The organism is Parabacteroides sp. AF48-14 (assembly GCF_003477465.1).
GTDB lineage: Bacteria > Bacteroidota > Bacteroidia > Bacteroidales > Tannerellaceae > Parabacteroides > Parabacteroides acidifaciens.
On the sequence record NZ_QUDI01000036.1, the window covers coordinates 19,557 to 34,494 of the forward strand.

Sequence of the window (14,938 nt, forward strand, 5' to 3'; positions counted from 1 at the left end):
CTGGCTGCGTTTTAAAGTGGAAGATTGGAATGTTTCTTCGGCGGATTGGACTGCCGTTTGTTAGCTAACAACTCGAAGCTACGGATCAGGCGCGGGCGGGTCACCGAAGGTTCGATAATTTCGTCCACATATCCCAACTCGGCCGCCCGGTAAGGATTGGCGAATTTCTCGCGGTAGTCGTCCTGCAATTCTTTACGTTTCTTCTCTACGTCTTCCGCCTTTTTTAGTTCTTTGCGGAACAGGATATTGACGGCGCCGTCGGGGCCCATCACAGCAATCTCGGCTGTCGGATAGGCAAAATTGATATCGCCCCGGATATGTTTAGAGCTCATCACATCGTAGGCGCCTCCATAGGCTTTGCGTGTGATAACGGTCACTTTCGGGACAGTCGCCTCGCAATAGGCATACAGCAGTTTGGCACCATGACGGATAATCCCCTCATACTCCTGGTTCACGCCCGGCAGGAATCCGGGTACATCCACAAACGTCAGCAGCGGGATATTGAACGCATCGCAGAAACGGACGAAACGGGCCGCCTTCACCGACGCATTGATATCGAGCGTCCCTGCCAGGGCAGCCGGCTGGTTAGCCACCACCCCGATCGTCTTCCCGTTCAGGCGGATATAGCCGACCAGGATATTACGGGCATACTCTTCCTGTACTTCAAAAAAGTTATTATCGTCTGCCACCGACACGATCAGGTCTTTCATGTCGTAGGGCTGGTTCGGATTGGTAGGAACCAGGTTGTTCAACTGTTCGTCGATACGGTTGGCGCTGTCGGTCGTCGGGACGAAGGGAGGTTCTTCCATATTATTGTTCGGCAGGAACGACATCAGTTCACGTATCTTCATGACGCACTCCATGTCGTTATCCGCCGTGAAATGGGCCACGCCGGATTTCGTGCTGTGCACTTCCGAACCTCCCAGATCGTTCATTGTCACCTCTTCCTGCGTCACACTCTTCACCACTTCCGGTCCGGTGATGAACATATAGCTGGAATCTTTCACCATAAAGATAAAATCAGTCAGCGCGGGCGAATAGACCGCTCCCCCGGCACACGGGCCCATGATAGCGCTGATCTGCGGGATCACGCCCGAAGCAAGGGAATTACGCAGGAATATCTCCGCATACCCCGCCAACGAACGGACTCCTTCCTGGATACGCGCCCCGCCGGAGTCGTTCAGCCCGATCACCGGGGCCCCCAACTGCATGGCCATATCCATAATCTTGCAAATCTTACGCGCATATGTTTCCGACAATGCACCGCCAAAGACCGTGAAGTCCTGGGCAAAGACAAAGACGGTACGCTTACCTATCATCCCGTAGCCTGTCACGACCCCATCGCCCAGCGGACGCTGTTTCTCGAGTCCGAACTCGGTGCACCGATGGGTGACAAACTTGTCTACTTCGACGAAACTGCCTTTTTCAAGGAGCAGTTCAATACGTTCACGTGCAGTCAGCTTTCCTGCCGCATGTTGCTTCGCGATCCGGTCTTCTCCGCCACCTAATTCCGCCTGATGGTTGAGAGCCTCTAACTGATCAATTTTCTCTTTCATGGGATTTCCGGTTTAATTGTGTTTTGTGCAATGTAATCATTTATATATTACTTATTATCAGATGCAAGGATAGGATTTATCTATCACCTGATAAGTAATATTTATTACAACACGCCTTTTCCCAGGAAAGAGAAGAGCAAATGCCTATATCAATACAGATATAAATCTTTCATCTTTTGAATATCGATCTGCAAGGTTTCGGTCAGGAACTTATCCACCGAACCATATTTCTCCGTAATCTTATCATAAGCAGCATTCAGGTAGTTTTCTTTTACCGTCACCAACGGAGCGATAGCGGGAAGCATGGCGACATACCGGTCATATTTCCCGGCAATACATTCTTTGCTGAACATATAGTCATTCATAATCGTCGCCTTGTCCACGCCAAGAGCGGAGAGGATAAGCATCGTTGCCACTCCCGTACGGTCTTTTCCGGCGGAACAATGGTAGCTCAGCGGCAGGCAGTTTTCATTCTGCACATACGTAAAGAATTGTTTCAGCATATCGACATATTCATCCACGCTCACGATTTCCTCGTACGTCCTGACCATGATCGGTTCCAGTTGTTCGGCTGTCGCTCCACCGCTTATATAGCCGATGACTTCGTCCGAAAAGATATTACCGGCATTGATCGGCAACTCATATGTCTTTTCGACAGTCGAAGGATTCTTGTCGTATGCTTCCGGTATCATACCTCCCATACCGCCTTTCTTTTCGGCTTCCGTACGAAAATCGACAACCGTTTTCAGGCCGGTGCTGGCCAAATAGGCCAAGTCCTCATCGGTCAACTTATTCATTTCATCGGTCCGGAAGATTTTTCCCCATTTCACAAACCGCCCTTCGCTGTTCTTGATACCTCCCAAATCACGGAAGTTATATCCGCCCTCCATCGGCAAGTGTTTTTCGGCCACGAATCCCTGCCCTTCCGAGGTCGTAAACAGGAAAAGGGACCTCGTCTTCGTATCTGCGTCCACGTCGAAAGTTCCTTTCCCGCTTCCATCCAGATAAGGTGCACTTAAATCGATATCATCCTCAGCCGTTCCCGCATATAATTGCCAGGCATTATCGGTAGAAACATTCAAAACCGCTTTCTTGGTTTTAGCATCACGCACAAGCTCCACCTGTCCGCTTATATCCTTGCCGGAATAACCGGGCGCAAGTTTATTATCGTCATCATCATCGCAGGACGACATAACAGATACAATACAAAGTGATGCCATAGCATAACAAAATACACCTTTTTTCATAAAAATCTTTTTTAATTCAACATTAATAGCGGGTGAAGTTAGGGATTAAAAGTGAGCCTCAAAAAAGGTGTCCTTATACATTATTATGAATAAACAGGCATATCCCGTTCCTCAATCTGCCAGGCTTTTAGGATTGAATATTTAAAATTCAAATGCTTCATTATCCCCCGTCACAGTTTCCGTTCTTTTAGATGTTAAATATCATTTAGATAATATGTCAATATGCCAATGAAAAGAAAAAGCAAACTTGAAGAATATACAATAACCCCCATTTCGGCCATTTTTCTATTTCGTCCGAAATCTTGATCGATTTTGGATTGACTCTTTTCATGATTTTAACCTGATCGGATAACAATAGATAAAATGAGGTGCTAAGCCCACTCCAAAAAGCGTGCAATTTGATTACTGAAAACCGGAAACACCGGCAAAGTGATAAACCTTAACTCCCGGAGAATCGAATATTTCAAAACAAAACGGACGGCGTTCCAAATATTCCAAAAGAAGTTCCAGAAGCTTGTCGCCACGACGACCGTCTTCATCGCCCTCGCGACCGTCTTCATCAGGATGGCGACCGTCTTCATAGGGTACAACGACCGTCTTCAGGGCGATAAAGTACCAGAAAAATGAAATAAAGGTCATCTTTGTGGCGGAGAACGCTCAAAAAAGAGGAAAAAGTCCCTTTTTGACGGCCGAAAAGAGGATTAACATTTGTTTAGCTTCGGATGTCTTTCAAGTCGGAAAAATACATTTTATACAATAAGTCCCCTAATATAGTTGAGAGTTAAGAGTTGAAAATTGAAAGTAAAATTATTTTTACGTACTTTTGTCTTCAGATATAAAAACCTGAATAAATCAATTAATTTAAACATGAAACGCTTAATGGCTAATCGTAAACAGAAAAAAGCGATCCTGATCGCTTTAGCTGTGCCGTTCATGCTGTCCTCTGCGCCAGTAATGGCAATGGTTACCCCGGGAAACGGGATGGCTATCACCCAACAGGGACAAGCAATAACCGGCGTGCAGCGAATCAACCCGACAACGGTCGACGTAATCTTCTCCAACAACCAGCGAATGACATTCGACTTCTACGGAGATAACATCTTCCGCGTGTTCCAGGACAACAATGGCGGTATTATCCGCGATCCGGAAGCCAAACCGGAAGCACAAATCCTGGTCAACAATCCCCGCCGCCCGGTGTCCGCACTGGATATCAAGGACGAGAACGGACAAGTGACCATCACAACCGGAAAAGTCCGGCTGCAACTGGACAAATCGACAGCCCTGCTGAAAGTCACCAACCTTGCCACAAACACAGTGGCCTTCGAAGAGGTGAAACCGGTGGCTTACGAAAAAGGGAAGACAATCCTGACATTGAAAGAAAATCCCGACGAATACTTCTACGGTGGCGGCGTGCAAAACGGACGCTTCTCACATAAGGGGAAAGCAATCGCCATCGAAAACCAGAACAGTTGGACGGACGGAGGCGTGGCCTCTCCTACTCCCTATTACTGGTCAACGAACGGTTACGGCTTCATGTGGTACACCTTCAAACAGGGAAAATATGATTTCGGTGCAGCCGAGAAAGGTACGGTGAAACTGTCACACGACACGGACTATCTGGATGCCTTCTATATGGTTAACGACAGCGCTGTCGCCCTGCTGAACGATTTCTACCAGCTGACCGGTAACCCGGTGCTGTTGCCTAAATTCGGTTTCTACCAGGGACACCTGAATGCCTACAACCGCGACTATTGGGTGGAAGACGAAAAAGGTATCCTTTTTGAAGACGGCAAACGCTACAAGGAAAGCCAGAAAGACAACGGCGGTATCAAAGAATCGCTGAACGGCGAAAAGAACAACTACCAGTTCTCCGCACGTGCCGTGATCGACCGCTATAAGAATCATGATATGCCGCTCGGCTGGCTGCTGCCTAACGACGGCTACGGAGCCGGCTATGGACAGACCGAAACGCTGGACGGCAACATCCAGAACCTGAAGAGCCTGACAGATTACGCACATCAGAACGGTGTCGAAATCGGTCTCTGGACTCAATCGGACCTGCATCCGAAAGACAGTATCAGCGCCCTGCTGCAACGCGATATCGTGAAAGAAGTGCGCGACGCAGGTGTACGTGTCCTGAAAACAGACGTGGCCTGGGTTGGCTGGGGCTACTCGTTCGGATTGAACGGTGTGTCCGACGTCGGACATATCATGCCGTATTACGGAAACGATGCGCGTCCGTTTATCATCTCCCTCGACGGTTGGGCCGGTACACAGCGTTATGCCGGTGTCTGGTCGGGTGACCAGACGGGCGGACAATGGGAATACATCCGTTTCCACATCCCGACTTATATCGGTTCCGGACTTTCCGGACAGCCGAACATCACGTCCGACATGGACGGTATCTTCGGTGGCAAAAACCTGGCAATGAACACCCGCGACTTCCAATGGAAGACCTGGACGCCGATGGAACTGAATATGGACGGCTGGGGATCGAATGAGAAATACCCGCATGCCTTAGGCGAACCGGCTACTTCCATCAACCGCTGGTATCTGAAAATGAAGTCCGAATTGATGCCGTATGCCTACAGCATCGCCCGCGAAGCAGTTGACGGCAAGCCGATGATCCGCGCCATGTTCCTCGAAGATCCGAATCCTTATACATACGGTAAGGCTACGCAATACCAATTTATGTATGGCCCGTATTTCCTCGTTGCCCCGATCTACCAGGAAACACAGGCAGACGAGAAAGGTAACGACATCCGCGACGGTATCTATCTGCCGAAAGGCGAATGGTTCGACTATTTCACAGGTGAACAATATACAGGCGGCTGCGTTGTCAACAACTTCGCCTCTCCGCTTTGGAAACTTCCGGTATTCGTGAAAGCCGGTGCGATCATCCCGATGACGAACCCGAATAATAATGTAAAGGAAATCGATAAGAACCTGCGTATCTACGAACTCTATCCGTCGGGCTACAGCTCGTTCACGGAATATGACGACGATGGTATTACACAAGCTTACCAGAAAGGTGAAGGTGTTACGACACTGATAGAGATCGGTAACAACAATGATCCGGCAGTGAAAGTAGTGATCGGTAATAAGACCATCATCGATTCAAACGGTAAAAATAATCCGGATAAAGTTACCATCACGATACACCCGGCAAAAGGGAACTTCGACGGCTTCGTGAAGGAAAAGGCAACCGAACTACGCATCAACCTTTCGGAAATGCCGAAGAAGATCACAGCTAAAGTAGGTTCTTCCAAAGTGAAACTGACCGCAGCCCGTTCGATGGCCGAATACCTGAACGGCACAGACGTTTACTTCTACGACGCAACTCCAAACCTGAACAAGTTCGCCACCAAAGGAAGCGAATTTGAAAAGGTTACGATCACCAAGAACCCGCAGCTGTTAGTGAAGCTGGCCGCTACGGACATCACCGAAAATGAAACCATTGTCAACATCGACGGTTACAAGTTCGAAATGGGCGACAGCCACCGCATCTCTACCGGTTCACTGACTGCACCGACAGTACAGGTGGCGGATGAAAACATCGAAGCCTACACGCTGAAACCGACTTGGAACAAGGTCTCCGGCGCCGACTTCTACGAAATCGAGTTCAACGGTATGCTGTACACGCAGATCAAGAACACCGAACTGCTGTTCGACGATCTGAGTGCCGAAACAGATTATACATTCAAAGTCCGTGCAGTCAACAAAGATGGCCAGTCCGACTGGTCTACCGTCTCTGTCAAGACTAAGTCCAACCCGCTGGAATTTGCGATCAAGGGCATTCGCGGCGAAGTAACAGCCGAAGAACAGGAAGGCTTCGAAATCTTCCGTCTGTTCGACTTTGCTGAGTTGGGCGATATGTTCCATACGAAATACCGCAAGAACGCAATGCCGTTCGACATGATTATCGACCTGCGCACGATCAACCAGTTGGATAAGTTCGACTACCTGCCTCGCCAGGATGGTGGCAACGGTACGATCCTCGCCGGCTCTGTGTCCTACAGTATGGACAAAGAAGACTGGACAGCTGTCGACTCCTTCCGCTGGGAACGCACCGGCGACGTGAAGACATTCACATTCAAGGAACAGCCGAAGGCCCGTTACATCAAGCTGCACATCACGGAAGGCGTTGGCAACTACGGTGCCGGCCGCGAACTGTATGTATTCAAGGTTCCGGGAACCGAAAGCTACCTGCCGGGCGACATCAACAACGACAAGAAGATCGACGCAAACGACCTGACTTCGTATATGAACTACACGGGTCTGCGTCGTGGTGACAGCGATTTCGACTACGTCAGCGCCGGCGACATCAACCGCAACGGACTGATCGATGCATACGACATCTCGGTTGTTGCCACCCAATTGGAAGACGGCATTGAAGATCCGGGCACGGATCGCGTAGCCGGAACAATCGAGTTGAGCACTCCGAAGCAGACTTACAACGCAGGCGAGACAATAGAAATCCTCGTGAAAGGTAAAGATCTCAAAGCTGTCAACGCACTGAGCTTCGCCCTTCCGTACGACCAGCAAGACTATGACTTCGCAGGTATTGAACCTGCCGGTCTGGGTGCAATGGAGAACCTGACGTACGACCGCCTGCACACAAGCGGCCAGAAAGCGCTCTATCCTACTTTCGTCAATCTGGGCGACAAGGCGACGCTCGAGGGTTCAACGGATCTCTTCACCATCAAGCTGAAAGCGAAACGCAAGGTTAAATTCAACCTGAAAGCGATCGACGGCATCCTGGTGGACAAGAACCTGAATATGCAAAAGTTCTGATTTACCGGACGCTGATAACACAGACGAGCGCAGAATAACGCAGATTTAAATTATATTTCTGCGTTATTCTGCGCTCGTCTGCGTAGTCTGCGTCCCCTAAAATACGAACTACATATTCGCTTTTCGTGCCAACTCGAACAGTTTCGGGTTGATATGGCAATAGCCGTTTACGTTCTTATCTAAATAATCCTGGTGGTAATCTTCCGCCGCATAGAAATTAACGAGCGGTTCTATTTCGATCGCAATCGGATCGGTATATTCTTCTGCCAATTCATGTATTGCAGCTTCAATAACCGGGATATCTTCTTTATCCGTATAATAAATGCCTGTACGATACTGCAAGCCGCTGTCGCCACCCTGCCGGTTGACACTGGTCGGATCGATGGTCTGGAAATAAAGCTCCAGCAGCAACTGCAATTTGACAATTTGCGGGTTATAAACAACTTTGACGGTCTCGGCTGCCCCGGTATTTCCGGTACAGACTTCCTTATAGGTCGGATTTGCAACATGGCTGTTCGCATAGCCCACTTCCGTACTCTCCACACCTCTGATCTGTTTCAGGAAATGTTCCGTTCCCCAGAAGCATCCGCCAGCCAGGTATATTTCAGCATTTTCTTTTCTTTCCATATTCTCTTTTAATATTAATGAGTCATATTAGTAAACATAAGCCTGCCACAAAAGTAATAAAAATAACTATTCGACATACAGTCAGGCATTTCCCCTGCCACCAGAGAACGATTCCCCCCGATTGGCTGTTATATGGATAAATCAGTATCAGATATGAAAAATAAAGAACATCAAAAACGTGTAGCAGCCATCCATGACCTGTCCGGTTTCGGGAAATGCTCACTGACAGTAGCTTTACCCATTCTTTCGGCAGCCGGCATAGAAGCATGCGCCATGCCGACAGCCATCTTATCCACCCATACGGGCGGTATCAACGGATATACCTATCGCGACCTGACAGGCGATATGCGGGCGTTCATGCAGCACTGGAAATCCTTGAACATCAAATTCGACGCCACATACAGCGGCTTTTTAGGATCATTCGACCAACTGGATCTTGTCAAAGAGTTCTTCACCCTGTTCAAGTCCAAAGACAATCTGATCCTGGTTGACCCGGTCATGGCAGACAACGGCGAACTATACCGGATATTCAAACCGGAGTTTGCCGCAGGCATGCGTTCACTATGCAAGAAGGCGGATATCATCGTCCCCAACCTCACTGAAGCAGCGTTATTGCTGGAAGAAAGTTACCATCCCGGACCTTACACACAGGCATATATCGAAAATATATTAAAGAAACTAAGTAAGCTCGGACCGGAAAAAGTCGTACTGACAGGCGTTTACTTCAGAGAAGAAGAGTTGGGAGCCGCGACCTACGACAGGAAAGAAGAGACAGTCGGTTTCCTGTTCACCCAAAGGATACCGGGGGCTTATCATGGGACAGGCGATATCTTTGCAAGCGCCCTGCTATCCGGGCTGCTGAATAATTTCAGCTTAAACGAATCGGCGCAGATAGCCGTAAACTTTACGGCAGACAGCATACGCCGGACCTACAAAGCAAAAACAGATTACCGTTTCGGTGTTAATTTTGAACAATGTATCCCTGACTTTCTAAAAGAACTCAAACTGATATAGTTATTCCAATTTTATTTTTCATCTTTGCAGAATAATAGTATAAAACATGAGTAAAACTAAAATAGCAATTTCCGGCATAGGAGCCGTAGGCGGTTACTACGGAGGATTATTGGCCGCCCGTTACAAAGATTCAGACAATGTAGATGTTTATTTCATTTCCCGAGGTGAAAACCTGAAAGCAATCCGGGAAAACGGCATCGAAGTCAAAAATACATTCCTGACGATCAAAGCCAGGCCTACCCTTGCGACTGACAAGCCAGCCGAGATAGGCGGTCCGGTCGATTATCTGTTCTGTTGTACCAAGAGTTACGACCTGGACGAGAATATAGCCCAACTGGCTCCGATAATCGGACCTGATACGGTTATCATCCCTCTCCTGAACGGGGCGGACATAACAGAGCGCATACAGAAATTATTACCGGACAACGAAGTCTGGAAAGGATGCGTATATATAGGTTCCCGCCTGGTCAGACCGGGAAGAATCGAGAAATTCACAATCAAAGACCGTGTCTTTTTAGGGAACAATAAGGAAGACAAAACACGGTTGAAGGAATTGCAGGAGATCTTGGCAAACGCCCGTATTCTGACAACTGTGCCGGATGACATCGATCTGGAGATATGGAAAAAGTTCTTTATGATCTCGACAGCCGCAACCGCCACATCTTATTTTAATGAAACGATAAGTGAAGTGCTCGACCGTCATATCGATCTGTATATTACATTAAGCTATGAACTGAAAAGCGTGGCAGAGGCAAAAGGTATTCGGTTTAAAGATAATCCTGTGTTTTCTTCTATTGAAGCACAGAAGATCATGCCGAATAATTCCACCACTTCCATGCACAGCGATTTCAAACGGGGTAGCCGTACGGAGGTGGAGACACTGACAGGCTATGTTGTCCGGACCGCTGAAGAATTGGGGGTTGAAGTGCCTACTTACCAGTTCATGTATAAAGGACTGACACAGTTCCCTTATCCTGTCGATTAATTTTAATCCGTGAGGGTGCGTCAAACTGCCCTGTTCCCGCGCTTGACGCGGGATCGCATTAAAACCGACCATATAAACTGATTAATAAGGCCTGTTCTTTTGCGGCCCCGCGTCAAGCGCGAGGACAAGTTTTTGCCTCCCCATGGAAACAACTGGCAAATCTAATTATCAATATTATATGAAAAACAATGTATGCTTATCTCTTATCCTGTGCTTATTAGTCAATCTTGCAGGATATTCACAAAGTGCCGTATTCGAATCGCTCTCATTCGACAGCCAGAAATTAGGAAGGAAAGTTTCTTACTCCATTTACCTGCCTTCCGACTACAACACCTCAAAGAGGAATTATCCGGTCCTTTACCTTCTGCATGGCTACACAGACAATGAAACAAACTGGATACATATGGGGCAGATGAAAACGATTACCGACCGTGCAATAGCCAATGAAGAGGCAGTCCCGATGATCATCGTTATGCCGGACGCATGGGATACCTGGTATGTGAACCAGTATGACGGAAAGGTCCCTTACGAAGATATGTTTTTTGAAGAACTGATCCCTTATATGGAAAAGACCTATCGCGTTCGCAGCAACCAGGAAAGCCGTGCCATTGCCGGCCTGTCGATGGGCGGATACGGATCATTCCTCTACAGCCTGCACCATCCGGATATGTTTTGTGCATGCGCCCCGCTAAGCGCCGCAGTCTTCGATGATTCGGTCATGGATACGCGGAAAGCCAAATCGCACAAGGACCTGTTCAACCGCCTGTTCGGGCCGGGCGACGAACATTGGCATAAGAACAGCGTCGAAAAGATACTTTCCGACTGGGACGAAAACAAACTGCCCAACATCCGTTACTATATCGATTGCGGTGACAAAGACGGGTTGCTGGAAGGAAATTTCCAAGTTCACCAGATCATGCGGCAGAAGAACATCAAACACGAATTTCGCGTACGCGGCGGCGGGCACTCCTGGACGTACTGGCGGACAGCCTTGCCGGAAGTCCTGAAGTTTGTCAGCCAGACATTCAGCAGAAGCTAATCTGGTCTATTTCCGGCAAATAGTATGATTCATATGTTGTGTAAATTCTCGGTATATCAATTCGAATACCAAATCATATAGCTGGAAACCGAAACAGGACGAGAATCTGAGACTGTTCCATAAAATTCAACAGGAACAGTCCCCAGGTCTCGAATATGAATCAATGCTTCATACACATTTTTCCGCACCTGTTTCGCCAGAACTGTAGTCCATTTTCTTTTTGTCGGAACTTCTCCTACTTGAGAATAGTTTATTTCAGCTCGTTTTATCGGAGTATCACTATCAACCGAAAATTCCACCCGTATATGAGATGTTCCGAATTTCTCTGCATGAATCGTACCTATCTTAGGAAATCTCTTTCCTTTACCCTTCAAATAATAGTCAAAATAATTTTTTTCCATCGCAGTCCAGCCCGGGAAATCCGCTTTTTTATTTTCAGTTCCTCCCGGCAAAGCAATCTTATGACTCACATTTTGGGAAAAAACATGGTTCACCGGAGCAGAAATATGCTGAAGCGTATTTTTTACAGCTTGTGGATAAAACCAATTATCATTGGTTGCTGCTGCTATGAAAAATGGGGTCCGAATGTTACGAGCTCTTCTTCCGGCATCCAGCCATTTCAACCATTCAGCTTTATGCAATGGTTCCATCCGGTCCAACTCTTTCAAAAATACGGAACTGGCATCATAAAATCCAGAACCGAAAACAGAATAAGAAGCGGCAATAAGCGGACTTGCTAAACCAGTTATCATTGTTGTCAGATAACCACCCCAGGAAATACCTATGACTCCAATCTTATCCTGAATTACATCCGGCTGATTCCTTAAGAGGTAAAGTCCCTGCAAAGAAGCCAAGACTGCATCAAAAATAGTGCTTGACGTGACATCCGGCTCGACAACGAAACGATGTTCACCATACCGAAACTGGTTCCACGGTCCTTTACTCAGAGGTGTATTTTTCGTATCAGCCACTCCCGGCTCATCAACAGCAACCACTACATAGCCATGAGCTGCCCACTTCCTTGCTTTTTCGACCTCTGCAGCTCCACCACCCCCATGCAGCACCAATAATCCCGGATAGCGACCTGGCTTTTCCGGCCGGGCTATCACCCCGAAAATCCTTGTAGAATCCATTCCTGCAGGAGACAAATACTCCCGCGAATGGAAAATGATTTTTTGAACTGATATACCATCAATCGTTTCAACTCCCAGATCCTGGCATATAGAAGGCGCTTTTTCTGTCAAATAGGGAAAAAAAGGGTCTTTGTTTTCCTTTTTCCCAGTTCTATATACAACAGCGTCCGTTAAATTTACGGATAAAGGGATATTTGTCAGCAAATCAACATCCAGATCAACAGGATCTTTAATCGTTGTTTGTGAAGTTCCTTTCTGACTCAACTGATAAGCATAATTCATATTGACTGATTTATTTCCGTCAAACACCGTCCCTACAATCCCCGTAACATGGTTCAATACATCTTCATTTGGGGAACGCACTTCATTCCAATACCCCTCCCCCGGAATAAAAGAACCAATATTGGGTTTAGATGCAACAATCGTATTCCTGCGAATTTCTATACCTAAGCTGCCTAATCCTATCAATGTATCATTTTTCTGGACAGCCAGAACTGAACAGATATGAGCAGGGCGCTTTCGGGCTGTACGACTTATCACGTTTTCTTCAACAATCGCATTCCACATCAAATTATACCGTCCCACTTCGACCCGCTGATCTGAACGTAAATAAATTCCTTCCGAATTTTCCAGCTCATTGCCAACTATAGCAACATCCGTTCCTCCGCAATAAAACCAAATACCCCGGTTATTCTCTTTAAGGATATTCCCTTTTACCAGCCAATCTTCTGCCGACCATTGGGTTACGACATAGTTACTGCTCCTGTCAGGAATCACAGTCCAAGGAACATCTATAAAAATGGTATGTTGGTTATTGCCTTTAATCTTCCTCCATTGTCCCGCACCCTTACCCTTTACTATTGCAAGTACAGCACAAGTTGAATAATCGGATGTCCGAATCTGCGTCCAATTTTGCGACCGATCAGTCAATGAAGTTGAAGAAGCCTCCTCTACCCTTCCAAGAGATTGCCCTACTGGATTTCCTCCCTGACTCAAAATAGTCTCTCCCATATTCCGGTCGACAATAGAGTCTCCCTCTACATCCAATATATTGTTCATTAGAACCACATCTTTGGTAAAATCTATATTGAAACCTCCGGTTTCTCCTCTAAACGCTTGCAAATCGCCCATACGAGTGATGTGATTATTCTCGATGATTCCATTACAACCGTTACTGAAACCAAAACGTCCGGCACTATAAAACACACGGTTATTACGAACTACAAAATTTGTCGATCCGTCACAGTGCCACATCCAAGGCCACGTTATATTCGCATAACTCCTGAAATTGCAATTCGAGATTAACATCTTGTCCACATATCCCCACGACAGCCCCCAAGCAACCGACAAATCGAAATGACAATTAATAGCAAAGAAACGGGAACCGGATGCACCCGGCGCCTTCTTTTCAGAATCCGGCCAAACCGTTTTCAAACTATGCCGCCACAATCCTGAAGTATTTACATTTTGAATCTTCAAATCAGAAAGTCCACTAAGTTCCGTATGTAACGGCCACAAAAAAGCTACCCCTTCCGTAGTATGATCCGGCCATCCACCGACACCAATCGGGTCCGGATAAGCCGGAGGAACTCCAAATCCATATTGGATAACAGTCAGTTCCGGACCATCCCCTTTCAATACGACCTTCGAACGCATCACAAGTCCACTTCCTTCCTGAAAATCCAATTTATATGTACCGGCAGGTAAATATACAACTCCTCCTCCATCTGCATACGCTTTATCGATTGCTTCCTGCAAAGCTATCCGATCATTCACAAGACCATCACCTTTGGCATGAAATTGTAAACGGGTATCTGATTTTACATTATATACATTCTTGTAAAAAATAAAATCGCATCCCCAAGGGACATGCAAAGAAAAAGGATCCGCACTTTTCACCCGTGCCAACATCGTTTCTTCAGCCAAAGAATTACCATATTCTCCTCCAGCCCCGTTATTAACCATTATACGATAGTGTACACCAGCCTCCAACCTATCCGGCGCTTGTACCGTCAATACATACGGATCTGCATCCAAGACAGAGGCCTGTGACCGTGTCCCACTATCCGGATGAACAAACGTTACGACAGGTTTGCATCCAGGCAAAAAAAGGTTTCTTCCGAAAACACGAAACACATAATCCGGCATAATCTCTTCAAATTCTAATGTTACAGCCCTGGCTCGGTTCAAAAATACCGGTTCACTGATATTCGTTCCATTCTTGACCCAAACTGCAATCAGCGCATTCCTCCGAAACTGTTTGTTCGAAGGGAAAAATCCAGTCACACTACAATCATCACTGCTGAGAATCTGAATCGGAAATGAAGGAGCAAGTGCATTTTCATTTCCCTGGACCATACTTCCCCATAACTCTACCTGTTTTCCCCAACCGGTTCCTTGTAAATTAAAAGCCTCGCCGGGTCTGGCTGCTTCATTATGATTAAAGACTACTGGAGAGCATTGCGCATGGGTTTCCGCAACACCCCAGAATACCGATAGCAAAACGATAAATATAGACACATTGATTTTTAGCATTTTTCACG

Annotated in this window: 8 protein-coding genes and 1 pseudogene; 4 read left to right on the forward strand and 5 right to left on the reverse strand. The window is 47.0% G+C overall.

Annotated elements, in window-relative coordinates; genetic code table 11:
- Positions 1 to 11: 11 nt before the first annotated feature.
- The 3 genes from DW083_RS16110 to DW083_RS16120 all read right to left on the reverse strand — a co-directional run bounded on the left by DW083_RS16110 (position 12) and on the right by DW083_RS16120 (position 3,442).
- Entirely contained in the window at positions 12 to 1,556 is a 1,545-nt protein-coding gene (locus DW083_RS16110) for an acyl-CoA carboxylase subunit beta (RefSeq protein ID WP_122333061.1), read from the reverse strand.
- 149 nt (positions 1,557 to 1,705) lie between these two features.
- Positions 1,706 to 2,803 (reverse strand): tyrosine-protein phosphatase, encoded by a 1,098-nt coding sequence (locus DW083_RS16115; protein WP_122333062.1) that lies wholly within the window; start codon positions 2,801 to 2,803, stop codon positions 1,706 to 1,708.
- 402 nt (positions 2,804 to 3,205) lie between these two features.
- Positions 3,206 to 3,442, reverse strand: coding sequence for a hypothetical protein (locus DW083_RS16120; RefSeq protein ID WP_122333063.1), 237 nt, complete (start codon positions 3,440 to 3,442; stop codon positions 3,206 to 3,208).
- Positions 3,443 to 3,670: 228 nt separating this feature from the next.
- On the opposite strand from DW083_RS16120, the gene DW083_RS16125 reads away from it, so the two are divergent.
- Positions 3,671 to 7,597: a TIM-barrel domain-containing protein gene (locus tag DW083_RS16125; protein ID WP_122333064.1), complete on the forward strand. Its 3,927-nt coding sequence runs from the start codon at positions 3,671 to 3,673 to the stop codon at positions 7,595 to 7,597.
- Between the two features lie 114 nt (positions 7,598 to 7,711).
- Here DW083_RS16125 and msrA read toward each other — a convergent pair.
- Positions 7,712 to 8,224 (reverse strand): annotated as a pseudogene (gene msrA / locus DW083_RS16130) (peptide-methionine (S)-S-oxide reductase MsrA); the annotation flags it as partial.
- Positions 8,225 to 8,377: 153 nt separating this feature from the next.
- On the opposite strand from msrA, the gene DW083_RS16135 reads away from it, so the two are divergent.
- The 3 genes from DW083_RS16135 to DW083_RS16145 all read left to right on the forward strand — a co-directional run bounded on the left by DW083_RS16135 (position 8,378) and on the right by DW083_RS16145 (position 11,262).
- The gene (locus DW083_RS16135; protein ID WP_122333079.1) at positions 8,378 to 9,238 is read left to right on the forward strand and encodes a pyridoxamine kinase; all 861 of its coding nucleotides are present in this window, start codon (positions 8,378 to 8,380) and stop codon (positions 9,236 to 9,238) included.
- 46 nt (positions 9,239 to 9,284) lie between these two features.
- The gene (locus DW083_RS16140) at positions 9,285 to 10,223 is read left to right on the forward strand and encodes a ketopantoate reductase family protein (protein ID WP_122333066.1); all 939 of its coding nucleotides are present in this window, start codon (positions 9,285 to 9,287) and stop codon (positions 10,221 to 10,223) included.
- Positions 10,224 to 10,401: 178 nt separating this feature from the next.
- Positions 10,402 to 11,262 carry an esterase family protein gene (locus DW083_RS16145; RefSeq protein ID WP_122333067.1) on the forward strand — a complete coding sequence of 287 codons (861 nt, stop codon included), beginning with the start codon at positions 10,402 to 10,404 and terminating at the stop codon, positions 11,260 to 11,262.
- A gap of 56 nt (positions 11,263 to 11,318) precedes the next feature.
- Here DW083_RS16145 and DW083_RS16150 read toward each other — a convergent pair whose 3' ends face one another.
- On the reverse strand, positions 11,319 to 14,930 hold the full coding sequence (locus DW083_RS16150; protein ID WP_122333068.1) for a glycosyl hydrolase family 28-related protein: 3,612 nt from the start codon (positions 14,928 to 14,930) through the stop codon (positions 11,319 to 11,321).
- Positions 14,931 to 14,938: the final 8 nt, after the last annotated feature.